We start from the raw sequence: 23,327 nt of genomic DNA, 5'->3' as shown, positions 1-23,327 counted from the left end.
AAAAAAACGTGGAGAATCTAATCTCCACGTTTTTTATTTAAAACTTGGTTCTTCCGCTCTAGCCAGAAACACCGAAAATTCCGCTCTTGTAATATACCTGTGCGGCTTAAAGGTTCCATCCGAAAATCCCTTCGTTATACCCGATTCTACCAGAGCTTCGATCTGCTTGGATCCTGACATTTTCTCTGATACATCAAGGAAGCGATTGGAACTCTTACTTTCTAACTGATAAGCATTCGCCACTAGAATGGCCATTTCTGCCCTGGTCACAAATTGGGAAGGTTTAAAAGTATGATCTGAAAATCCATTGATTAACTTGTTTTCGTAAGCACTTTGTATATATCCAGAAGAAAAATAGGAAGACTCAACGTCTTTGAATACCGTTTCCCTCATCTCGGGATCCAGTCCCTTTACCCGACCTATAAGTGCCAGTGCCTCTCCCCTGGTAATATTCTGATAGGGATGTACCCCACCATCTTTAAATCCGTTCAATATTTTATTTACATTCAAATAAACCATATGATTAGAAAACCATTGTCTGGAATCAAGATCAAAAAAGCTTGGTGAAGCCACATATACCCGTCTTTTGATGACGTAAGATGAGTTGTCATCAAATGTATAGTAAAAGCTATATTCATAGTTTCCACCAGGCAGGTAGTCCACGAAAGTTTTATCATTTATTGCTTTTATTTCTGATCGATCTGATCTCCGCACTTCTATTTTTTTTACATCGTCACTCTTTTCAACCTTAAAGGTGACGGTCCCCTCGTTGACAGTTGGAACGACGCTATTTCCTTCAGGGATATTCAGACCTAAATTCTTCATTTGCACTAACCCAAATCCGAAATGAGGGTCTTTCCCTTCTAACCCTAAGTCTATGGCGTTCCCGGTCAGTAAATCCCTTATTTGCTGATTGGTATAATAAGGGGACTGTTCTTTATAAAGAGCGATAATCCCCGTTACATAGGGGACGGCCATGGACGTTCCTGTCATATAGGCATACCCGTCGCGGTTACCGTCGAATATGTCCACATTTAAAGGCACTGTACTATAAATGTTATAGCCTGGAGCCATTAATTCAAGCTCCTTACCGGTAGCTGAAGTAGAAACCCTCTGCTGTTTATCATTTACAGCTCCGACTGCTATGACACTGGAATATTTCGCAGGGTATAGCACGTTGTCTTCAGTGCCGCCTGGCGTTCCATTATTACCTGCAGCTCCTACAATCAAGACTCCACTTTCATATGCCCGGTCGATCATCGTTTTAAGGGCTATATCATTATCCTTCGTAGTTATACTCATATTCACTATGTCAATGTCATTCTTCATTGCCCATTCGATTCCTGATAGTATAGTGGTCGTGGTTCCACCGCCTGTACTGTCCAATGCCTTGATGGCAAATAATTCGGAATCGGGAGCCACTCCTAAAGAGCCAATGTCATTATTCACAGCCCCGATCACGCCGGCTACATGGGTACCGTGTCCATTATCGTCCATATACCCCATTGTACAATCTTCTTGAAGGACACATACCCCTCCACTAATCTTTAAATCCGGGTGTCTTGAATCAATACCTGTATCAAGAACGCCAATTTTAATTCCTTTACCAGTGAGGCCAGAGCGAATGTCTGATGTTATATTCAAAGGGGAAAATGCTTTTGGCAAGGTCTGTGTTTGGATTTCATACGAACGATTCTCTTGTACTTCCAGGATGTCCGGGGAAGTGACTAAGGTTTCCGCTGTGCTTTTGTCCGTTTTTACAGCAACAGATGAAATGGAATCATATGTATCTACTACTTGAACATGCTGAGATTGCAACAAATCCCAATTGATCTTATCTTTAAAAATAAGAATATAATGATCTGCATTCGTTTCAGCTTGTCCTTGAAGAGGAATAATTAAAAGGAACAATAATAGCAGGAAAGACATTTTTCTCATTAGTATACGACCCCTTTTCTACACCTAGTAAAAAAGGAAGTGACCTTCAAGAGTTATTCTTGAGGATCACCTCCCATTTAATCTCTCTATAATTAGTGTAGCTTAGATGAAGGCTTAGCACCAACAGTATCGTACAATTTAAGCACATCTTTTTTCTCATAGTGATAGTAGTAATCAAGCGTCCCTAAGAAAATGGCTTTGGCAGCAAGATCCTGCCAGTAAGAGGAACGCAATTTGTCGTTATCGGGCTTATAATCGATAAATCCAAGCTCAGTCAATACTGCAGGCATGGTATTCTCACGGATAACGTGGAAGTTTCCATGTTTCACTCCACGATCAGACGTTCCCCATGCCGTTAGAAGACGTTCCTGTATATAGGTGGCCAGAGCCTGACTTTGATCAATAGTAGGATTTGTGCTGGCTATACCATAATAGTACGTTTCCGATCCATGAGCACTTCCGTTAAATGAATTAGCATGAATACTGATGAACAAGTCAGCACCTGCTTGCTTAGCATATGAAACGCGATCCGCAAGTTCAATTTTCTTATCTGTGGATCTCGTCATTTTCACGTTAAGAGGTGTGTTCTTGAAATATTTCTCGGCTTTTAAAGCCGTTGCAAGTACCACATCCTTCTCCAGGATCCCGTACCCGCTTGCACCGTTATCCGGATAGCCATGACCTGCATCGAGAACAATTACTTCCTCGGATAACGGATCTACTGGGACCGGCTCTGGTTCCGGAATGATGGGACCTGACAAGTCATCACTTAAAAAGTCCATATGTAAGAAACCTTCTTGCCCCTTTGAAGTCCGGACATATCCCCAGTCGCCAATTTTATAGGCAACTTCTACAGGAACCCCGTAGCCTAGCTTTTCGATGATAGGATAATTGACAGATGGGCCGCTTCTAAAATTCAATATATTCGTATTTACATATTTTTTTTCAGGGAATAAAAGAGATTGCCCTTCCACCCTTAGTCCTGAATTAATGGCACGTGCAAGGAAAACAGAGAAGTCCGCTCTCTTAATAGAAAGGCCCGCTCCAAAACTGCCATTTGACATCCCCTGTGCAATGCCACGCTGCATCAATTCACTTGACGCGGATGAAACCGTCGTAGCATTATATTCAAACGCTCTACTGATCAATAAGGCCATTTCGCCTCTCGTAACGGGAACATCGGGTCTGAAAGTACCATCATTATATCCACTGATAATCTTTTTCTTCACAGCTGATTGGATATAACCCGATGCAAAGTTACCACTGCCCACGTCTTCAAATGTCGTACTCGTTCTTGAACCATTAAGATTCAGTGAACGTCCAATCATGGCTGCCGCTTCAGCTCTCGTTACTTCTCGATCAGGAAAGAAATACCCGTTCGAACCATTGACAATCTGACCGGTTGACAGAAAATAGATTTCGTCTTTCGCCCGATGAGTGTCGCCGATATCTGTAAAGCCGGCTGCAGAAGTAGGAGTGGCGAGTAACCCGAGGCTAAAAAGGACAACAAAAGACAAAAGTAACCTAAATTTCATTAATTTTTCCCCTTTTCCTTAATTTTCATGTTTATTCTATCATATGTATCGACACAATCTAACAGTCTTTTAGGTATTTGAGAAAAAAAAGAATTGACCAATTATTGGAATAAACATCATTTGATTTTCCAGATTAATTGTTTCGCATTATTCAACAATTTTTTACAAAAACAGAAAATATATAGACAAATTAACCTAAATATGGAAAAGTAATAGTATTAATGATTCTGGAGGTTCACCTGTGTTACGTCATAAAATTGTTATATCGTTACTCATTCTATTTACTCTAGTTTTATCAAACTCTTCCATTTCTTCAGCCAAAGATGGTTTTTCAGACATTCCAAATGACTATTGGGCCTATAAGGAAATCCAATATCTAAGTGGTAAGAATGTCATAAAAGGGTATGATGACCAAACCTTTAAACCAGGTTTACAGATTACACGAAAGCAGGCTGCCATGATGCTTTCACGTGCTCTCTCCCTTCACTCGAGAGCAAAGACGAAATTTCCGATAAGAGATATCAAGCCTTCTACTACAGGCTACGATGCTATGAATGCGGTTGTTCAGAAGAGAATGTTTCATACTTATGATGGCAAGTTTCTTCCGGATCAACCATTCACAAGGCAGGATATGGCCAAAGCCTTAACCGTCGCTTTCCAATTAGAGGGATCCGGTGCCTCGATTTACAGTGATGTTCCCTATGACCATCCATATTATCGATATATTGACAGCATTGCCGCAAACAATATTACAACGGGTTATACAGACGGAACATACAGACCTGAAAACCCTGTAACCAGGGCTCAGTTCTCGGCATTTCTTGCCAGAATCTTTATGTTCCCTCAAGCCTATGAAGTTCGGACAGGGACAGAAGTGCTTTATAAAGTGAAAGATGCCAATCAAGCGATTGAACTGGCATTGAATATAGAAGGTGCAACCGTTCACCCTTCCAACGATACTTTAAATACATATGAGGAGCTCCCTGCTTCAACAGCAAGTACCATTAAAAATGGAGTCCTTATCTATAATGGGAATGAGATCACAAACTACACCACTCTAAGTAAAGACTTTTTCAAACCTTACTTATCTTACTACCGAGATGGAACGTATCAAGGAAAAATGTTTGACACTTTCATCCTCTTGGGAAGGTCTTATCCCTATGGTGAATTCACAGAATCACCTAAGAATCACGCAAATTATGGTGATTGGGAATGGTATCTAGATCGAACCCTAACAAAAGATGGAGCTGTAGATCTTTTGAATTCTGCCGTTGATGAACTGCCAACGGTCGACGATACCAACCTATTTTTAACGATTCCCTATCCTAAAAAATATGAAAATATTATTCATTTGAATGGAGCTCTGGAAGAAAACAATTTGGAGAGTCGTTTTTCATTGGTTAAATGGTATATTGATGAAGCATTAACCCGAATGGATACCTCGGACTATCCAGCCTTACATTTAAAGGGCTTCTATTGGTTAAATGAAACGATCACAAATAAAGAGGACGAAAAGCTCCTTGAAATGGTAAGTGAATACGTGAAGAGTAAAGAGTTGAAATTCATCTACTCCCCTCACGCATTAACCACCAACTTCGACTATTGGAAATCATACGGCTTTGACGGTGCATTTCTCCAAAGCAATGCTCATAAAATGAAGTTTACAGAAAAAGAAGTGAAAACCTTGATTCATAAGGCTTTCCTCCGTGCTCAAATCAGAAATAGTGGATTAAATTTAGAAATCGAAAATCATTCAGACAACACCATTTACCAGGGGTTGGATAATTTCAGAATCTACCTGGAAATCGCCAAGCTTTATAACCTACCCGGTAAAAGCTTCATCATGTACCAGGGAACGGAAATGATCAATCGACTGGCAACTGTCGAAACACCTCATCATAGACAGATGTATGATGAATTGTACGAATTCCTTAATAAACAGTGATAAAAAATCCTGAAGCAGCCGCTTCAGGATTTTTCTTGAATTCCTTAATATATGTGTACTTTATAAGGACTTACACTTGCGTCCCCATTTACTTCTTCCACTTTGATATAGTATGTGCCCTTTTTAAGGTTCAGTTGGAGGTATTCCAGATCACCCCTGCCATAATGATCGGCTTTTCCTACCTGCTTCCCTTTAGCATCGTAAACCGTGATGACGCCATCTAAGTCAGACGGAAGAGTCAGACGGAACATTCTCTTTCCATCTTTCACCTGTTTAAACCGGTAATAATCCGTATCCCCTTGACTACCCGTCATGTTCATATATCCTGCTTCATATGAGACACCATTTGAATTTCGTAAAGGCAGTGGCTTGGAAGGAATTTTATTCTTCAAAATGGATCCTGCGTCTTCATCCTTCTTTGTTGCTTCTGTAACAGAAAGCTTGTATGGGACCAATGAAGAATCAAAACGGAAATAGTTCTGGGCAAGAATAAAGTATCCTTTACCCTTCCTTGCCCTGAAGGCCCCACGTTCCTCATCGTCTGCAAAACCATAGTCAATGAAAGTCAGATTTCCTTCTTCTTCAGGTTCCAGCTTTCCGTTTCCATTTTTATCTTCAAGAACGACAAGAACAGGATCGATTGATTTCCTGACCTTCTCAGGGGAGTGATTATATTTAGAACCGATATCTCCTGGCGTGATGGTCACTCCAAATACACCTTCTTTGTCAGGTGCAAAATAGAATGTATCGAGGTCTCCAGAACTTGAGAAATTCCCTTCAATAGGTTTCGTTGTGATTTTCTTTGCCGTTCCGAAATCATCGTTGTTTTCATAACGATCACTTGTTCCTTGAATCATGGATGAAAGAGTAAATTCATATGGCTTAACGTTCGGACGATACATCGGATCGCTGATACGCATATAGTAGGTGATCCCTTTTTTCAAGCCCACATATGAATCTTCCTCTACTACAGTAGGAGCAAAAAATGAGCTTCCTCCATTACTATAAACAATATCCAAATCCTTTATTTGTTCGTTATAAACAAACATATCAAACATCGGCGCAGCATAATCTTCATGATTTCCAGTCGTTAGATGGAATAATCCATCCGACTCCGGAGTAATGCTGAACCAGTCTTCATCCCCCAGATATTGAGAGTATCCTTTCTGAGTAACACCCTCTTCGTATGGTACGGCTATTTCCTTGATCATGTCGTAGAAGCTGTCTTGTTCCATCATCATACCGTACGGGTCCATCATCTTCAGTTTGGCTTCCTTTGAATACTCTTGAAACTTATCAATGAACCCTTCGTCTTCCATGCCTTCTTCCGGAACATAATCCATTCTCGGAAATTGATCTTCGTCACTCGGTAAATCCTTCATCTCAATGGAAACATTATATGGATCTTGAGATGAATAGGATCGATCATAATTGATTTCAAATCCTTCATCCATCATAAAGAAGAACTCATCAAAAAATGGTTTATTTGTTACTTCCATGATATATTCCTGCCCAGGGATCACTTCAAATGAAGCCTCTTCACCTTCACTCGTTCCACCATTCCCTATGGAATCGATCATTTCAATCATTTCTTCCCCTTCATATTTCTCTACCATATAAAGAGAAATACTAGAGTCAATGCCTCTTACTCCTGACACATTTACGCTGACTACTTTAGAGGTTACACTTTCGTCAACAGGAATCGAGAATTTGTAGAAATCGGAATCACCGGGAACACCTTTAAATGATTTTTCTTCCCCTAGAGGATTTTCTCCAGTCTCATCCACTGCAGGGGCCGATACTTCTTCAGTTTCTTCTACCATGTCGTCAGGATACTCTTCCATCCCCGACAATTCGTCTGTAAAATAATTCACTAATCCTGTTTCGATTGGCAATGCACCTAAAGATTCAGGGTTTTCCATCGTATTAGAATCTTCTGGAATCTCACTGTATCTTTCCGCTATTAAGGTAAAGGCAGATTCTCCTTTTACATTATAATGCCCGTACGAATCCACCACTTTAATCAGCAAGGTGCCATCGGATTTCGCCTGATAGAGTGACCCTTCCTCATTTTTTTGCGTTGCATCATTAACATCCTTTGTCAACGCCGGCATGTCATCACCGGCTTTAAAATAGGATAACTCCATTTTATAGTCGTAGAGATCCGGTCCAGTTAAGCCCAGTTGTAGATACTCATCTTTTTTCATATTCACTTTATAATAGTAGGCTTCGTTCGGCTTCTTAAAAGCGCCTTTTAAGATTTCTTTATTCACAACTTTTAAAGGAGTCGCTTTCTCCTTCCCTTCCTTCACTGTCACCGCGGGATCGACGGGGATATTCTTAGGATTGAAGGATAATACTTTCACAGGGTCAATCAGGCCATACCCATATGTTGTGTCGTAGCCTTTCTCTCCCAGATCCCTGCTTGTCTGAGTCAGGATGTAGTTAACCTGATAAGGAGAGAGGTTCGGATATTTGGATAATAATAGGGATACAACTCCTGTCACCATAGGAGCAGACATGGACGTACCGCTTAATTTTGCAAATGATGACGTTTTATCGTAATCAAAGACCGAAGAGTAAATTTGTTCTCCTGGCGCTACAACATCCACTGACTTCCCAAAAGTCGAGAACTCAGCTAATTGATTTTTATCATTTGTCGCCCCTACGCTAATGACGTTTTCAAAGGCTGCAGGATAATTAACCATATCCGCTCCGTCGTTACCTGCAGAAGCCACGACGACAATTCCTGCATCCGTCGCCTTCTTTATGGCATCCTTTATGATAGGGGATGGGAAATACGTCCCTAAGCTCATATTAATGACTTTTACTTTCTGGCGGATTGCTTCAAGTACGCCTTCAGCGATTGTATAATCTGTCACAAACATGGAACGGTTGAACACATCGATGGATACGATATCCGAGTTCGGTGCCACACCGTATCCGCCTATGCCGTTTCCTTTCTCAGCTGCAATAATTCCTGATACGTGGGTCCCATGGACATCCGGCTGCCCTTTTTTCAATGGATTCATCGCATTCTTATTTACCTTTACCTTATTCTTTAATTCAGGATGATTGACTTCTACCCCTGTATCAATAACACCTACCCTTACTCTATTCTTACCCGCTAAACGTTGGGCTTTTTCTATTGAGAGGGTATCCAAATGGTACATACTGGACGCTTTAAAATCACTCGTATCCATTTTTTGAACAAGGGCGCTTCTTGTTACACCCTGAACTCCCGGCAACTTGGCATAGTTTTCTGCCACCTTTATCAGGTTTTCGGGATCACTGACTGTGATGACATCATAATGGAGTGAAGATATTCGTTTCTTCAGTGTTCCGCCTGCCTTTTTATGCTGACCGGCAGAGATTGGTGATGTGTACCGGATGATCAGCTGATCCTTTGTAAAGTCCTGCTTCTCATCCTTTGTGACATTGCTTATTTTGGCCGCACTTTTTTCTAAACCTAACCGACCCTTTAATTCCTGTAATGTAACAGCAGATTCCTTTGAATTCTCTGCATATGTAAAGCCAGGCAGTGCAAGACCCATTAACATTGTAGTTGCTACCCCGGTAGCTAGCCCTTTTTTCCAATGAGACTTCATTCGTATTCCTCCTAGAGTTTAATACCACTCATAGATGATTCGGCACTAATTGGAAAAATCCTCTAATTATTGAAATGTATTCTTTGGAAAATAAAAGTACAATAATGTAATAGCTAAAGATATCAATGCGATTCGACGTACCTTCTGGAAGAAAAAGAATGTTCCAAAGTTCCTCTGATTCAATCTGTTCAAGTTCCAATTTGGGGGAAAAGAAGGGTTTTGTGACCAAAGGGTTTAACTTATTCCCCAATTAGGCATATAATATAACAGTGATTCATTTCACAAGTTGAACATAAAAAAATTTACTTTTTTAATAGGACTGATTTGAATGATGAAGAAGAATGAAATATATCAACGATTGTCTGGCGTCATAGCAGAGGAAAATATAAAAACAGATGAACTATTACGAAATCACCTGTATACAAAGCTCGGGGGCAAAGCGGATTTCTTTATTACCCCAACAACGTATGAAGAAGTACAGAGTGTTGTGAAACTGGCGAACGAAATGGATTTCCCCTTCACGCTTCTAGGGAATGGATCGAACCTGATCGTGAAAGATGGAGGAATTCGCGGGGTAGTTCTTCATTTGAAGAACTTTGATGAAATCAAGACGAATGTTTCTCAAATTGTTGCCCAAAGCGGAGCTGCAATCATTGACGTGTCACGAAGAGCATTAGCAGAGAAATTATCTGGACTGGAGTTTGCGTGTGGAATCCCAGGTACGGTGGGCGGCGCATTGTTTATGAATGCCGGGGCATACGGTGGGGAGATCAGCGACGTGCTTGATTACGCTTATGTAGTGGATCGCCATGGAGAACTCGTGAAGCGGACGGCAGCCGATCTTGAATTGGATTACCGTCACAGTAATATAGCCGAAAACGGGGACATTGTCCTTGAAGCAACGTTTAGCTTGAAACCAGGAAATTACGAAGAAATCAAAGAAATCATGGATGATCTGACCTATAAGCGTGAATCAAAACAGCCGTTAGAATATCCTTCATGCGGAAGTGTATTCAAACGTCCTCCAGGATATTTCGCAGGCAAATTGATCCAAGATAGTGAACTTCAAGGGACCAGCATCGGAGGAGCAGAGGTTTCAACAAAGCACGCTGGTTTTATCGTTAACAAGGACAACGCAACAGCGACAGACTATATTGCCCTTATCGAACATGTTCAGAAGACGGTAAAAGAAAAGTTCAACGTCGATCTGGAACGAGAAGTGAAGATCATTGGTGAAGACAAAGAATAGAGAAAAGGCTTGGGGATACCTTCCTCAAGCTTTTTTTTACTGAGAACCTGTTTTGTTAGAAAACGATTATCCTTCATGACTGCTGTCACAATTTGACAATTCATTTACATAGGCTGTTTTCTTTTCAGTCAGAAAATGATGATACTTCTGATCCCCCTTCATTTCAAAAATCAGAAGGGCTTTCTCCACATGAGATAGAGCTTTCAAGAAATTCCCCTGAAGTTCATAATTATATCCGATCTGATAATGTAATTCGGCCAACAAATGTAAATTCTCCGTGTCGATACACCATCGTATCGCTTCTTGACAGTACCCGATGGACTCTTCAAATCTTGATAGACGGGATAACACTCTTGCAATATTGTATAATAATCTGGTCTTGATCGATTTGTTATTCACTTCTCCTTCTAATGATAGGGATTGTTTGACCTTATTATAGGATTCTAATGCTTCATCAAGATGGTTTTCTTTAAATTGAATCGCACCGATTGTCAGTTGAATTTCCATTTCCCTCTCAGATAATGCTTTTTTCAGATTTCGAGTGAGTGTAAATGCGGTTTGTAATGTTTCTAACGCCACGGTAACATCGTTCTCAACCTCAAATTGGTAAATCCCTTTATGCCATAGAAGAAGCTGGAGATTGAATGGATGTGAGATGAACACCTGATTTTTCTCTTCTACATTTACAATCTCAATCATTTCCTCAAACTGCCTGTCTCTTCTTAGCTTCCATAGCTGCCTTTCCACTTCTTTTACATAATCCAGCCGTGGGATGGTAGCAATCTCAAAGAAGTAGTTGATATCAACACCTAGTTTTTTGGATATTTGATAAAGCGAGGTTGCGCTGGGATAGACAGCCCCTTTTTCTATCCTGCTGATTAGGGCCTGGGTACACACACCCTCAGCCAATTCCCCTTGGGTTAATCCTACGGTTTTTCTTAATTCTTTTATCTTGTTTCCTATAATAGAATAATCCATCTTTGCACCATACTTTCAATCATCTTAGTGAATGAGATTCCTCTTTGCTAAGCCATCATCCAGCAATCATTAGAACGAGTAAATTCTATCAAAAAGTTCATACCAGAAATATTAATATATTTATATTATTTATGAAATCTCAAAGGAATGCTACCTTTCCCTTTATTAGCAGAGGATAGTGCCCTGAGACCCTCAATACATAAGTTGCCGGAATATGATTAAATAAATGTAACGACAAATTACAATACCTTTTGATAGCATTTCTCACATGTTGGGGGGTGCTCTTTTTTTGTTTATTTATACGATACCAATTATATACAATACTATAATAAGGCATATGAGAAAGGATAATATCCATGAATGACTATATTAGGAGCATGCGGGAAAAAATCGGGAGTGATACGCTTTTAACTGTAGGATGCGGGGCACTCATTCAAGATCATGAAGGAAATCTCCTTCTTCAAAGAAGATTTCCTGATGACATTTGGGGAATTCCCGGTGGATTAATGGAAATTGGTGAGTCCTTTGAAGAGACGGTTAAAAGGGAGGTGTACGAAGAGACAAATTTACACATAACAAAACTGAATTTATTCGGAATTTACTCCGGGAGTAAGGGGTTTGCCACATATCCAAATGGAGATAAAGTATTTAGTGTTCAAATTATTTTTCTTGTAACCGAATATGAAGGACTATTGCAGAAAAACTTCGAAAGCAGTGAGCTACTCTTTCTTTCTAAACAAGGGCTGCCTTCAAACATAAATACTCATCAGGAACCCTTCATTATGGACTGGGTTAACGATGTGGATACTCCTATTATCAAATAACACTGATAGAGAATATTAATATATTTATATTTTCTTTGAATAATGGATTATTCGATTGTTTTTCTACAATCTGAATACCAATTCAATGCAAGAAGCTAAATACATTTATTTTATAACTATGTTTTAATAAATGTAACGACAAATTACAATACCTGTTGATGGCACTTTTCCTAGTGAAAAGTGCTCTTTTTTTGATAATCCGGAAGTGGTTAGAAATTGTAATCCCAAATGATCTTCCACTCACCTTCCTCCTCGACCGCATAGCATGTCTGGTTTATGGTCAATTTTCCAAATTGGCTGTCGTATGTCATCAATACATCGCCTTTTTTAACATTTTTAAACGTTGGCCCATCCTTACTGAACTTGAATTCTTTCTGATCTGATATCTCTTCGACTTCCACTTCAAAGGAGTCGACGTCCATATGCTCCATAAAAACATGATTCTTGGTCTGTATATAAGTAGACTTACTGAATTTTTTCTTCATCTCAGAATGAAAAAGTTCCCATGAACTCCCAAAATCACCTTCCTTCTCGAAATCATAAAAGTCTTCGATCACCTGTTCAGGATTATTCGAGTACCTCTCTCCTACACTGATGAACAAAAAGATCATCATCATGATTATCACACCAATCCCCACAAACACTAATGGAATGGGACTTCTCCTTCGCATATCCTCACCTCAAATAAACTCGTCTACTCTTATCTTTATGAGCCTTTCAGCGATATATGTGAAGTATAAAGAAATGAGGGACGGACCTCTATCAGATTTCATAGAGCTCCAATGGCAGTCCATCCGGATCTTCAAAAAACGTGAATCGCTTATGAGTATACGGATCTATCCTTATTTCCTCGGTTTCAATCCCCTTTTGATTTAACTCCTTTGCCGCCTCCTCGATATCCTCCACTTCCAAGGCTAAATGACGCAGTCCTTGCGCTTCAGGATAACTCGGACGGGCCGGGGCTTCAGGGAATGAGAACAGTTCAATGATATATTCTTCGTTTAACGCGAGGTCGAGCTTGTAAGAGTCTCTTTCTTCCCTGTAAATCTCCTGCTTTATATCCAAACCCAGTTTATTGACGTAAAAGTCTTTCGATTTGGTGTAATCTGAGCAGATGATGGCGATGTGGTGGATTTTTTTGAAGTTCATTCTGACAATCTCCTTTCTATTCCGTTCTTATTATGCAATAAATCGACATTTTGGAAAACGGCTGCATCCCTTAAATGATCCCTTTCCATCTTTCCGGTTACGAGTCACTAATGGATTTCCGCACTTTGGACATACACCTGCATTCACTTTCACCTGTTTTTCCCGCTGACCTGCCCTGACTTTCTTCTTATGTGTCCTTCCAGCTCCTTTTTCAACGATATTTCTTGCCTGCAGCAGCTCGGAAATCCCTTTAATTTGGAGCGAATTCAGGACTGTCTCATCATGATTCTCAATTAATTTCACCAACTGATTGGAATAAATGACAAATGAATGAGGAGAGGTAACGTCCATTTTTTTAATCGTGGATTTAGGATCAAAGGCAATGATTGAATAAAACGGAGGCTTGATTCTTTCGCCGATGATTTTCTCAATTGCTTTAATGTGTCCATAATTTTGGTAGAGGGGGTTATGAAATGCCTGCTTCTGCTTATAAATGACCTGAGTCCATTTTTTACTTCGTTCGCTTCCATAAATCCACCCTTGGTAATTTTTCGTTTCAATCACAAAGATGCCTGCTTTGGACAATACAATATGATCGATTTGAGTGGTTTTGCCATTTTGTGAAGGAATCAACATATCATGTAAAACAACATAGCGATCAAGATCAAGTTTCCCCAAATAGTACTTTACTTTCCCTTCTCCAATTTTCCCTTTTACTGTTGGGGTTGAAGCAAGAATTGCCACCAGCAGCATTAATAATAAAATAAGATAGCTCAATCAAAACACGTCCCCTTTGTGGAATTATTAACCAATTTTAATAGTACCACAACATCGGGACTTTTCTCCTGCATTTTCCCAACAAAAAAGAACAGTCCCGAAAGACTGCTCCAACTGATCCTTATTTCATTGCATCCGTCAACACAGGTACGATCTGCTTCTTACGGGAGACCACGCCTTTTAATAGGGCCGTGTTGTTTTGAAGTGTGACGTTGAACGCCTTTTCCACTTCAGCCGACTTGCTTCCAAGGGCAAGAGCCGTCGAGTCGTTATCCAGGATGTTTGTTACGACAAGAAGGAATAGATCCAGACCTTTTTCCTTGATCATCGTTTCCATGGCCGCTTCAACTTCTGCCTGGCGTCCGAATACGTCATTCACATCGACGACGTTAATTTGAGCCACTTCCACTTTCGCGGTCCCCATGGAGAATTCTTTCGCATCAAGGGTCACAAGTTCAGCGACTGATTTCGTGCTCATGTTGGCGCCTGCCTTCAGCATTTCCAATCCGTACACTTGTGGGTCTACCCCTGCGATGTCAGCCAGTTCATTTGCAGCCGCGACATCTTCGTCTGTGCAGGTCGGAGATTTGAATAGCAGAGAATCCGAGATGATAGCGGAAAGCATCAATCCAGCCATTTCCTTCGTGACTTCTACCCCTTTTTCCTTGTAGATCTTGTTTAAGATCGTTGCCGTACATCCAACCGGCTCAGCACGGTAGTACAGGGGATCTGCCGTTTCAAAGTTCGCGATGCGGTGGTGATCGATGACTTCAAGAACGCGTACTTCCTCGATGTCCTCGGCGCTTTGCTGGCGCTCATTGTGGTCAACCAGGATGACCGTATCCGTCTCAGCCGCAACCTTCTCTACTAAACGCGGTGCATCGACTTTAAAGTAATCAAGGGCATATTGCGTTTCACCGTTCACTTCACCTAGACGAACCGGCTCCACGTCCATCCCGATTTTTGATTTCAAATCTGCATAAACCAGTGCCGATGTAATCGTATCTGTGTCCGGGTTTTTGTGACCGAAAATTAGTGTTTTACTCATTAATCATTCTCCTAACTCTATGTAATGTGATTCATTAGTTATCTCTCTTTACATTTTCTTATATTACCATATTTAAAAGCAAAACCGTATGTCCGGATAAGATTTTTTCCAGTGATTGTGAAGGTAATATTCCCAGATTCTGTGTTAAAATAAGCAGAAGGAGGTGAAAAATACGATGGATCAGATCTTACAAGCAATCAGAGAACTTCAAGGACAAATGACTCGTTTTGAAAACAACATGAATGAGCTAATGACCAAAATAGAAAATCGTATGGACAAACTCGAATCCAGAATGACCGTGCTCGAGAAAAATGAGCAGCAAGACAGTTTGACGATTTTTGTAAAGGAAAACCGGGAACATAAAAGAGAACTTCATAAAGTGAAGCGGCGGGTGGGGATGGAGCCTTAGTCTTATTACGCTTCCTTCTTTATATAAGACTATAAATCATCTCCCAACATGTTCTCCCCTTATACTCAATGGTGATAATCCAAGGAGGAAAATTATGCTAAATCATGAAGATCTCCTGCAAAGCCTCATCACTAAGCTGAAAACCTCGGAAGAATACAGAGCATTACCTCCCCTAGATCAGAAAAGACTTGAAACTACGCTTATCGAACAATTCCAAGAACCAATATTGACTCAAATTCTGCCAAATGTAACTAATCCAAAGGTAGAAAAAGAAGTAACACAACCTGTGGAGAAAAAAACCTTTCAGTTAAAAATTTCTTTAAAAGGGGCAAAACCGCCCATTTGGAGACGGGTACTCATTCCTAACATTGTTTCCCTCCATCAATTTCATCATGTAATCCAAGCAGTAATGGGTTGGACGAATTCACATTTATACTCTTTCGATACTCGACATGGTGAGTTTGAATATCCTAACGAAGAGTATGAATTTGATGCGAATCGGACTTATGACTCCAGTAAAGCGATCCTTGGAAATGTGTTGGATGAAGAGAACGATAAGATATCTTACACCTATGATTTTGGAGACAATTGGCAGCACCAGATCCTCCTCGAGAAAATATCAGAGGATCAAAAATTGAATTTTCCGGTTTGCCTTAAGGGGAAACGAAATCGTCCTCTAGAAAATGGTGGGGGTATCAAGCATTATCAACATGTTTTAGAAGTACTATCAAACCCCGGTGAAAAAGATGAGGAAGTCATGTTTTTCAGGGAATGGTTTGCGGATCACAACCCCGAAGAATTTGACTTGGAAGGAACCAACGAAAGATTAAAAGAAATACGGTTTTAATATATAACGGCAGACAATAAAATGAGGTGGATTGAAATGGATTTCGGATTAAAAGATAAAGCAGTCATCGTGACCGCATCAAGTAAAGGTTTAGGAAAAGCCACGGCACTGGAACTGGCGAAAGAAGGAGCCCGCGTGCTTATTTCCAGCAGAAATGAAGAAGAGCTTCAGAAGACTGCAAATGAAATCATCGAATTAACCGGGAATCAGCACATTCATTACATGACATGTGATATGACGAAGCCCGAAGATATCCGCTCCCTCGTAGAAACCTCGGTATCGAAACTGGGTGGCGTGGATATTCTCGTCAATAATACGGGCGGCCCGCCAGCGGGAGGATTTCAAAAGTTCGAGGATGACGATTGGCAGTATGCCTTTGAATTGAACCTCCTCAGCTATATTCGAACGATCAGGGAGGTCATTCCTCATATGAAAAGAAATAATGGTGGGCGGATCGTGAATATTGCTTCATCGTCTACGAAGCAAGCCATCGACGGTCTGATTCTATCAAATACGTTCAGGACCGGAATGGTCGGGTTATCAAAAAGCTTATCAAGGGAACTCGCACAGGATCACATTCTCATCAACACGGTCGGTCCCGGAAGAATTGCAACGGACCGGGTGGCGGAGCTGGATCAACTAAACGCTGAGAAACGGAATATGACCGTGGACGAGCTGAGAAGTATGAATGAGAAAACGATCCCTATAGGACGCTATGGTGAACCGGATGAGTTTGCCAAAGTGATTGCCTTCCTCGTTTCAGATGCCAATACCTACTTAACCGGGCAATCATTGGTCGTTGATGGTGGAATGGTCACTGCTTTATAAACACTTTAATCCCCAAAGGAGGTCTTTGGGGATTATTTTTCGCATTGAAAAAGAGAGGAGCATCTGCCCCTCTCTCTCTTTATTTCCAAGTATCATAAAACTTCTTGGCCACTTGGACAGTATGCGTACTTCCCCCGGCATCTTGTACATCTTCAAGGAGCATGGCAAGGACCATGGACGGATCATTCTGATCATAGGAAACGAACACTCCATTTTCCTTGCCTTTCGTCCCCTGCTCCGACTTGATCTCTGCCGTACCGGTCTTACCGGCAATCTCCTTACCTTCAACACTCGCTTTTCCGGCGATGCCTTCTGTGACCACTTTTCGAAAATCCGTTTTCATCATATCTGCCTGTTCTTTCGAAAGCAGATCCTTCTTCCACACTTTTGGTTCTTCATCCTTCAGGAGTTTTGGTTCCATCATCGTGCCATCGTTGATGATCCCGCTATATGCACTTGCGATGTGAACGATGCTCATCAGCACTTCCCCTTGACCGAAAGCAGAATCGGCCAGCTGGACTTCTTTGGAGATTTTTCCGTCGTTTGAAACCTGTGATTTATAGATCGGGTAAGACATAGGAATTTCTTCGCCAAAGCCGAAATCCTTCAAACCTGCAATAAACGTCTCGGCACCCATATCCAGTCCGACCCGTGCAAAATAGATGTTGTCCGAGAATTTAAGGGCGCTTTCGAGATCCACTTTGCTCTCATTGTCGAAAACACGGACCACTTTATAATTACCCCATGATTCATCCTTTTGCCACTTCTTCCCCGGGATATCATAGATTTTTGAAGGATCCAGCTTGCCGGATTTCAGACCGACGGATGCTGTGATGCCCTTCATTGTGGATCCCGGTGAATAGGCAAGCTGGAATCGGTTCCTGAGCGGTTTTTTCGGATCGTCCGCCAGTTTTTTATATTTTTCTGAAGACATCCCTAATACAAACTCATTCGGATCATAGGCAGGCGTGCTCACAAGGGCCAGTGCCTCTCCTGTTTGGGGATTGATGGCGGCTGCCGTTCCTGCCTCATCCTTCATCTGTGCGTATATTTTCTTTTGCATCTCGGCATCAATGGTTAAGGTGATGTTCTTTCCGTCCTCAACCGGTTGCTCGGCTACGGTGAAGGTGTCTTCTGTATCTGGTTGCTTCAGATAGATACGCTGTCCGTCTTTGCCCCGCAGCTGATCCTCATAGACTTCCTCTGCTCCGCTTAAACCCATCAAGGATTGAGCAGTATAGCCTTTGTCTTTTAGCTTCTCCAATTTTTCTGCTGTCAGCTTTCCGATATAACCGGTCAGATGGGCAGTGGCTTCTCCGTACGGATATTCCCTTGCAGGCACCCGCTTGGAATAAAGGCCGTCCAGTTCAATTACTTCCAGTGCGAGAGGACGCTCTTTTAAGGCAATTTTTTTAATTGGGACAAAATAGTCAGGCTTCACCCAGCTAGCGTCCAATTTACTTTTTATTTGGTCTGTTGACAAATCCAATAGGGATGACAGCTTGCTCAAGTCATTTTCATTGAACTCTTTCGGGACAATCCCAAGCTCAAAGGCTTCCCCGTTGACAGCAAGGGGCTGCTGATTCCGGTCGAGGATCTCGCCGCGTTTGGCAGAAATGCTTTCCACTCCGACTTTATCATCCTTTTCCATTTCAGGCAGGATGAACGAAGGGTCCCAATCCACGAACCAGTTTTCATCGTCGTCCTTTTTTTCTTTTGTCAACGTGACATCTTTTTTATATGAAACCTCACCGGCGAGAGTTTTAAACGAGATGGTCATGGGGAATTTGGCTTTTGTTTCTTTATCCCACTCTACCTCTTCATCAGGCTTTTTAAAGGATACATTTACATCCTTCACTTCCAGATCTTTATAGATGTCTTTATATCTTGTAACGAAATCTGCTTTTTTGTATGTATCTTTGGTTGAAGAGTTTGCGTAATCTGAGAACATACTATCAAACTTCCCTTTATTCCAAAGATCCACGTATTCCTGCAGGCGATCATCCGGCTGGGCCTTTTCCTGACATCCTGCGAACAGTAGGCTGAGAGCGATGAAGGTACAAAGCAGCATGATTTTTTTGATCATATGTAGTGACAACCCCTTATTTATTCTTATACTCATTGTTTCAAATCGTATCCAGATTTACAAATTTAATGTATTTATATTTTATATTCTAAACTCAATTTCCACCACCATTTCCTCACAATCCCCAGTATTTCTCACTCTCATATGATGCATTTTCGTAAAAATTTGTTATAATAGTACATCGTAAGAGTAATAAGGAACTGAATCCTAAGATTATATCTTGCAAATATATATCGATAGGTGGAAATAAACATGAAAGATTACCGAGTACTACTGTATTACAACTATGTAGACATTGAGAACCCCGAGGAAGTCACTGCCCAGCACAAACAAATGTGCCAGGATATCGGCCTGATGGGGCGCATCCTGATTTCTTCTGAAGGAATCAACGGGACATGTTCCGGTACGATCGAACAGACGGATGCTTATATGGAAGCGATGAGACAGGATCCACATTTCAAGGATACTGTATTCAAGATTGATGAAGCAGACGAGCACGCGTTCAAGAAATTGAAAGTGAAGCACCGTCCAGAGCTTGTGACTCTCCGTCTTGAAGATGATGTGAATCCGAATGAGCTTACTGGTGAATATCTTGAGCCAAAGGATTTCTTTGAACAAATCCAACAGGAAGATACAATCCTCCTTGATGCACGTAACGACTATGAATATGAATTGGGTCACTTCAGAGGAGCCGTGAAGCCGGATATCAAAAACTTCCGCGATCTTCCGAACTGGGTCCGCGATAATAAAGATAAACTTGAAGGCAAGAAAATCATCACGTATTGTACAGGTGGGATCCGCTGCGAAAAATTCTCAGGCTGGCTAGTAAAAGAAGGCTTTGAGAATGTTGCACAGCTGCACGGAGGTATCGCAACTTACGGTAAAGACCCTGAAGTAAAAGGGCAACTTTGGGACGGTCAGCTTTACGTATTCGACGAGCGCATCGGTGTTCCTGTCAACCAGACCGAACACGTTGTCGTAGGGAAAGATTTCTACACAGGCGAACCTTGTGAACGCTACGTAAACTGTGCACACCCGCCTTGTAACCGAAAGATCCTTTGCTCTGAAGAAAATGAGCATAAATATATGAGAAGCTGCTCACATGAGTGCCGCACGAGTCCTGAGAACCGCTATGTTATGGAACACGGTTTGACGGAGGAAGAAGTGGCAGAGCGTTTGGCAGTGATTGAGAATGAGAAGGTAAAAACGACTATTTAAGTGATAATATATAACAAACCGCTTGGAGTAATCTCCAAGCGGTTTGTTTATGTTGCTATTTCTTCTCTCCCCTGATAAAAATCCAAAGCTCCCTTTCAATCTTTATTAAGATTATATCTATTACACATAATCCAAATTCCCCACAAAAATTTTCAAAAAATTTAGACTTACTAACAATCTTTTATGATATATTCTAATTAATACTATAATCTTCCACTATATGATAAAAAATGTCGGAATCAACCAATATCTCATGTTGAAAAGGAGAACAGACAAATTGAAAAAAGCGATCGTAACAGTGACGACAACGGCAATTTTATCTTCCGGTTTCATTGCACATGCTTCGGCCAGCACTCATAAAGTCGAGTCCGGTGAATCTTTATGGTCGATCTCAAAAAAATACAATACAAATGTGAACGATTTAAAAGCATTGAACAACTTGTCGAGAGATGCTATATTTCCAAACCAAGTTCTAAAAGTTGTCCAGACAAGCTCTCTTCCTCAGACCCAACCTAAAACTGATCTGCCCAAATCCATCATTGTTCCAACCAAATCATATGAGGTTAAGTCTGGTGATACTCTTGGAAAGATTGCAAATTTATACTCCATTTCAATATCTGAGTTAATGAAGCGCAATAACCTGACAAATCATTTAATTTTTCCAGGGCAGAAACTTAATGTATCGAACAGTTCTTCAACACCTTCCACACCCGATACATATGAACCAAGTCACCCAATTATTCAGCAAACAGCTACATACACAGTAAAATCCGGAGATACTTTATCACATATCAGCGTAAGGCTTGGCATGTCTATTCAGCAGATTAAAGATCTGAACGGTTTAAAAAAGGATACGATTTATATCGGCCAACAGTTGAAAACAGTCAAAACCACGGGTACCCAAACGGAAGAAACACACACACTACCCGAAAATACGACAGAAAGCAAAAAATATACCGTGCAGCCTGGAGATTCTCTTTCAGCCATTGGAAATCGGTTTAACGTATCCATACAGGATTTAAGGACGTGGAATAACCTTACGAATGAGCGTATTTTGGCTGGTCAGGTTCTTTCAATAGGCCATTCTATTGATTCGTCCACCCCGGTGAATTCCCCTCAGGGCGGTGTTGATGTAGTCACTCAGGCAAAATTGCTCCTTGGAACCCCCTATGTTTGGGGTGGCACAACACCTGCAGGCTTTGATTGCAGTGGATTCATTTATTATGTACATAAAGAGGCTGGTCAAGCGTTAAAAAGATACTCAAGCGAAGGGTATTACAGTCGGTCATATTACGTTGACAGTCCAAAACCCGGCGATTTGGTATTCTTTGAGAATACCTACAAAAAAGGAATCTCTCACCTGGGGATTTATTTAGGGAATAATCAATTTATCCACGCAGGGGACAACGGCGTAGAGATTACTAGTTTGAGTGACTCGTATTGGAGTTCAAAGTTCGATGGATTTAAACGATTGTATTGATTATTAAAGAGTGCATGGATTCTGAGTCCATGCACTCTTTTTCTAGTTACCTACTTTCCTCATCTGGTATGACAATCTCGATTACTTCTTTATCCTTAAGGAATATAATGGTCCACTCATCTTCTTTTTCATTATAAGAGAGATCCCGGATACTTAGGATGTAATGATTTTGATCATTCCCCGCTTTTTTGATCCCCGACTGAATCACTTTTGACTCTGATAAATCAGCATGTTCCGGTTTATACTCAGGGAGAACGTCCACATAGAGAGCTGTACCCTGACCCGGATAGGATTCCATAATGGGTCCGGAAGCCTCTACCTTTACCCTTTGTCCCACTTGTAATTTTTGTGAGGCTTCCGGAAACTTATATCTTGTAGCTGAATAAAATTCCTTCTCTCCGCCTGTTTCACTAAAGTCTACTGACTGAGCAGAAACCAGGAGCATTCCGTTCTCCCCAAGATTCATGACGTATTCACCTTCTTTTGACGTCTCCTTGGAGTACTTATCTTTAGGATAAGTTATGTCCTTTTCTCCTTTCTTAGGAACAAGTCGACCTTGTTGATGAAAGACCACCTTCCTGTTTGGGAAAGCATCGACCAAACCGTCTTTCTGATCTTCGGTGAGAAAATTATGTCCGATTTCAATATTCCCGGTAACGGTATCCACTGAGACTTCACCTGCTAAACGATCCGGTGTCTCATGCTTTTTAACAATGGCTCTCACTTTTTCATTTACTTTATTCATCAAAAGATTATTTTCAGCTGTCGTATGGGGTGTATAGAAGATAAAGAGATCTTTGGCTTTAAGTTCTCCAGCATCCACCTTTTTTTGCATTTCAGTGAGAAACTTTTTCAATCGGTCATCTGGTTTTTTAATACCAATCCAAAAACCTGATTGCTCAGCCCCCCTACTCTTGCTTTCTGAAAAGACGACTCCAGCTTCATCTAATCCTCGGTATCCTCCATATATTTCTTCCAACAGCGGCATAACCGTATTTCCAACAACCGATTGAAGTGCTAATTCATTTGCTAATTCATCAGTGGGTTTACCAAATTGCCCTTTTTTATAGTCCTGCCCTTCTTTTACTTTTTGGACAGTTTGATTCCATTTTGGTGTCTCTTGGGCCGTTTGTTCCAGCTTCGCTATGATGTTTCGGTCACTTATGATCTCAATGGTTTTCCAGCCTGAATTGTTTTCCGGCACGGCGGATTGAGATTGAGCTTGATCTTCACCTTGACTTTGTTGGATGGTTCCAACTTGACTACCGCTCCCACAAGCCGTTAACGATAAAAACACTGAGATCATGACGGTATATTTTAATTGATTTTTCATCTACTCATCCCTTTTGGCTTGATACATATTAGACGAAAAATAAAATAAATAGTTACATAATCAGGAAAAAAAGCA

At 41.0% G+C, this 23,327-nt stretch carries 18 protein-coding genes; 8 read left to right on the top strand and 10 right to left on the bottom strand.

Annotated features, from left to right (window positions below; genetic code table 11):
* Nucleotides 1–33 precede the first annotated feature (33 nt).
* Nucleotides 34–1,938, bottom strand: a complete 1,905-nt coding sequence (locus BVI01S_RS12800; RefSeq protein ID WP_061810435.1) for a S8 family peptidase — start codon at nucleotides 1,936–1,938, stop codon at nucleotides 34–36.
* 92 nt (nucleotides 1,939–2,030) lie between these two features.
* Nucleotides 2,031–3,473 (bottom strand): N-acetylmuramoyl-L-alanine amidase, encoded by a 1,443-nt coding sequence (locus tag BVI01S_RS12795; protein ID WP_061810433.1) that lies wholly within the window; start codon nucleotides 3,471–3,473, stop codon nucleotides 2,031–2,033.
* 241 nt (nucleotides 3,474–3,714) lie between these two features.
* On the opposite strand from BVI01S_RS12795, the gene BVI01S_RS12790 reads away from it, so the two are divergent.
* The gene (locus BVI01S_RS12790) at nucleotides 3,715–5,418 is read left to right on the top strand and encodes a DUF4855 domain-containing protein (protein ID WP_061810432.1); all 1,704 of its coding nucleotides are present in this window, start codon (nucleotides 3,715–3,717) and stop codon (nucleotides 5,416–5,418) included.
* A gap of 44 nt (nucleotides 5,419–5,462) precedes the next feature.
* On the opposite strand, the gene BVI01S_RS12785 is transcribed toward BVI01S_RS12790, so the two are convergent.
* Nucleotides 5,463–9,026 (bottom strand): S8 family peptidase, encoded by a 3,564-nt coding sequence (locus BVI01S_RS12785; protein WP_061810431.1) that lies wholly within the window; start codon nucleotides 9,024–9,026, stop codon nucleotides 5,463–5,465.
* A gap of 328 nt (nucleotides 9,027–9,354) precedes the next feature.
* Here BVI01S_RS12785 and murB point away from each other — a divergent pair, with 328 nt between their 5' ends.
* On the top strand, nucleotides 9,355–10,275 hold the full coding sequence (gene murB, locus BVI01S_RS12780) for a UDP-N-acetylmuramate dehydrogenase (protein ID WP_061810430.1): 921 nt from the start codon (nucleotides 9,355–9,357) through the stop codon (nucleotides 10,273–10,275).
* A gap of 66 nt (nucleotides 10,276–10,341) precedes the next feature.
* On the opposite strand, the gene BVI01S_RS12775 is transcribed toward murB, so the two are convergent.
* Complete coding sequence (locus BVI01S_RS12775) at nucleotides 10,342–11,253, bottom strand: helix-turn-helix domain-containing protein (protein WP_082804730.1); 912 nt, start codon at nucleotides 11,251–11,253, stop codon at nucleotides 10,342–10,344.
* 356 nt (nucleotides 11,254–11,609) lie between these two features.
* Between BVI01S_RS12775 and BVI01S_RS12770 the strand changes: the two genes are divergently transcribed.
* Nucleotides 11,610–12,077, top strand: coding sequence for an NUDIX hydrolase (locus BVI01S_RS12770; protein WP_061810428.1), 468 nt, complete (start codon nucleotides 11,610–11,612; stop codon nucleotides 12,075–12,077).
* A gap of 209 nt (nucleotides 12,078–12,286) precedes the next feature.
* Here BVI01S_RS12770 and BVI01S_RS12765 read toward each other — a convergent pair whose 3' ends face one another.
* The 4 genes from BVI01S_RS12765 to BVI01S_RS12750 form a co-directional block, all read right to left on the bottom strand.
* Nucleotides 12,287–12,694, bottom strand: a complete 408-nt coding sequence (locus tag BVI01S_RS12765; RefSeq protein WP_156477327.1) for a hypothetical protein — start codon at nucleotides 12,692–12,694, stop codon at nucleotides 12,287–12,289.
* A gap of 145 nt (nucleotides 12,695–12,839) precedes the next feature.
* Nucleotides 12,840–13,226: an SMU1112c/YaeR family gloxylase I-like metalloprotein gene (gene gloA2 / locus BVI01S_RS12760; protein WP_061810426.1), complete on the bottom strand. Its 387-nt coding sequence runs from the start codon at nucleotides 13,224–13,226 to the stop codon at nucleotides 12,840–12,842.
* Nucleotides 13,227–13,256: 30 nt separating this feature from the next.
* A complete protein-coding gene (locus tag BVI01S_RS12755) occupies nucleotides 13,257–14,003 on the bottom strand; it encodes an NERD domain-containing protein (RefSeq protein WP_061810425.1) in 747 nt (248 codons plus the stop codon).
* A 121-nt stretch (nucleotides 14,004–14,124) separates the two neighbouring features.
* Nucleotides 14,125–15,051, bottom strand: a complete 927-nt coding sequence (locus BVI01S_RS12750; protein ID WP_061810423.1) for a manganese-dependent inorganic pyrophosphatase — start codon at nucleotides 15,049–15,051, stop codon at nucleotides 14,125–14,127.
* A 175-nt stretch (nucleotides 15,052–15,226) separates the two neighbouring features.
* Here BVI01S_RS12750 and BVI01S_RS12745 point away from each other — a divergent pair, with 175 nt between their 5' ends.
* From BVI01S_RS12745 to BVI01S_RS12735, 3 genes are all read left to right on the top strand, one after another.
* Nucleotides 15,227–15,460, top strand: coding sequence for a hypothetical protein (locus BVI01S_RS12745; RefSeq protein ID WP_061810422.1), 234 nt, complete (start codon nucleotides 15,227–15,229; stop codon nucleotides 15,458–15,460).
* 94 nt (nucleotides 15,461–15,554) lie between these two features.
* Nucleotides 15,555–16,307 carry a plasmid pRiA4b ORF-3 family protein gene (locus BVI01S_RS12740; protein WP_061810421.1) on the top strand — a complete coding sequence of 251 codons (753 nt, stop codon included), beginning with the start codon at nucleotides 15,555–15,557 and terminating at the stop codon, nucleotides 16,305–16,307.
* 36 nt (nucleotides 16,308–16,343) lie between these two features.
* On the top strand, nucleotides 16,344–17,135 hold the full coding sequence (locus BVI01S_RS12735; protein ID WP_061810420.1) for an SDR family oxidoreductase: 792 nt from the start codon (nucleotides 16,344–16,346) through the stop codon (nucleotides 17,133–17,135).
* 79 nt (nucleotides 17,136–17,214) lie between these two features.
* Here BVI01S_RS12735 and BVI01S_RS12730 read toward each other — a convergent pair whose 3' ends face one another.
* Entirely contained in the window at nucleotides 17,215–19,221 is a 2,007-nt protein-coding gene (locus tag BVI01S_RS12730; protein WP_061810419.1) for a penicillin-binding transpeptidase domain-containing protein, read from the bottom strand.
* 252 nt (nucleotides 19,222–19,473) lie between these two features.
* Between BVI01S_RS12730 and trhO the strand changes: the two genes are divergently transcribed.
* Nucleotides 19,474–20,439: an oxygen-dependent tRNA uridine(34) hydroxylase TrhO gene (gene trhO / locus BVI01S_RS12725; protein ID WP_061810417.1), complete on the top strand. Its 966-nt coding sequence runs from the start codon at nucleotides 19,474–19,476 to the stop codon at nucleotides 20,437–20,439.
* 277 nt (nucleotides 20,440–20,716) lie between these two features.
* Nucleotides 20,717–21,919: a LysM peptidoglycan-binding domain-containing protein gene (locus tag BVI01S_RS12720; protein ID WP_167562118.1), complete on the top strand. Its 1,203-nt coding sequence runs from the start codon at nucleotides 20,717–20,719 to the stop codon at nucleotides 21,917–21,919.
* Between the two features lie 46 nt (nucleotides 21,920–21,965).
* Here BVI01S_RS12720 and BVI01S_RS12715 read toward each other — a convergent pair whose 3' ends face one another.
* On the bottom strand, nucleotides 21,966–23,252 hold the full coding sequence (locus BVI01S_RS12715; protein WP_061810416.1) for a DUF3221 domain-containing protein: 1,287 nt from the start codon (nucleotides 23,250–23,252) through the stop codon (nucleotides 21,966–21,968).
* Nucleotides 23,253–23,327: the final 75 nt, after the last annotated feature.

The organism is Rossellomorea vietnamensis NBRC 101237 (assembly GCF_001591825.1).
GTDB classification, from domain to species: domain Bacteria; phylum Bacillota; class Bacilli; order Bacillales; family Bacillaceae_B; genus Rossellomorea; species Rossellomorea vietnamensis.
Note: the sequence above shows the minus strand (reverse complement) of the source record. Positions and strands in the feature narration are given on the sequence as shown.

Coding starts and splice junctions, on each gene's coding strand:
- BVI01S_RS12800 (WP_061810435.1), bottom strand. CDS start 1,938: ATGAGAAAAATGTCTTTCCTGCTATTATTGTTCCTTTTAATTATTCCT.
- BVI01S_RS12795 (WP_061810433.1), bottom strand. CDS start 3,473: ATGAAATTTAGGTTACTTTTGTCTTTTGTTGTCCTTTTTAGCCTCGGG.
- BVI01S_RS12785 (WP_061810431.1), bottom strand. CDS start 9,026: ATGAAGTCTCATTGGAAAAAAGGGCTAGCTACCGGGGTAGCAACTACA.
- murB (WP_061810430.1), top strand. CDS start 9,355: ATGATGAAGAAGAATGAAATATATCAACGATTGTCTGGCGTCATAGCA.
- BVI01S_RS12775 (WP_082804730.1), bottom strand. CDS start 11,253: ATGGATTATTCTATTATAGGAAACAAGATAAAAGAATTAAGAAAAACC.
- BVI01S_RS12770 (WP_061810428.1), top strand. CDS start 11,610: ATGAATGACTATATTAGGAGCATGCGGGAAAAAATCGGGAGTGATACG.
- BVI01S_RS12765 (WP_156477327.1), bottom strand. CDS start 12,694: ATGATGATGATCTTTTTGTTCATCAGTGTAGGAGAGAGGTACTCGAAT.
- gloA2 (WP_061810426.1), bottom strand. CDS start 13,226: ATGAACTTCAAAAAAATCCACCACATCGCCATCATCTGCTCAGATTAC.
- BVI01S_RS12750 (WP_061810423.1), bottom strand. CDS start 15,051: ATGAGTAAAACACTAATTTTCGGTCACAAAAACCCGGACACAGATACG.
- BVI01S_RS12745 (WP_061810422.1), top strand. CDS start 15,227: ATGGATCAGATCTTACAAGCAATCAGAGAACTTCAAGGACAAATGACT.
- BVI01S_RS12740 (WP_061810421.1), top strand. CDS start 15,555: ATGCTAAATCATGAAGATCTCCTGCAAAGCCTCATCACTAAGCTGAAA.
- BVI01S_RS12735 (WP_061810420.1), top strand. CDS start 16,344: ATGGATTTCGGATTAAAAGATAAAGCAGTCATCGTGACCGCATCAAGT.
- BVI01S_RS12730 (WP_061810419.1), bottom strand. CDS start 19,221: ATGATCAAAAAAATCATGCTGCTTTGTACCTTCATCGCTCTCAGCCTA.
- trhO (WP_061810417.1), top strand. CDS start 19,474: ATGAAAGATTACCGAGTACTACTGTATTACAACTATGTAGACATTGAG.
- BVI01S_RS12715 (WP_061810416.1), bottom strand. CDS start 23,252: ATGAAAAATCAATTAAAATATACCGTCATGATCTCAGTGTTTTTATCG.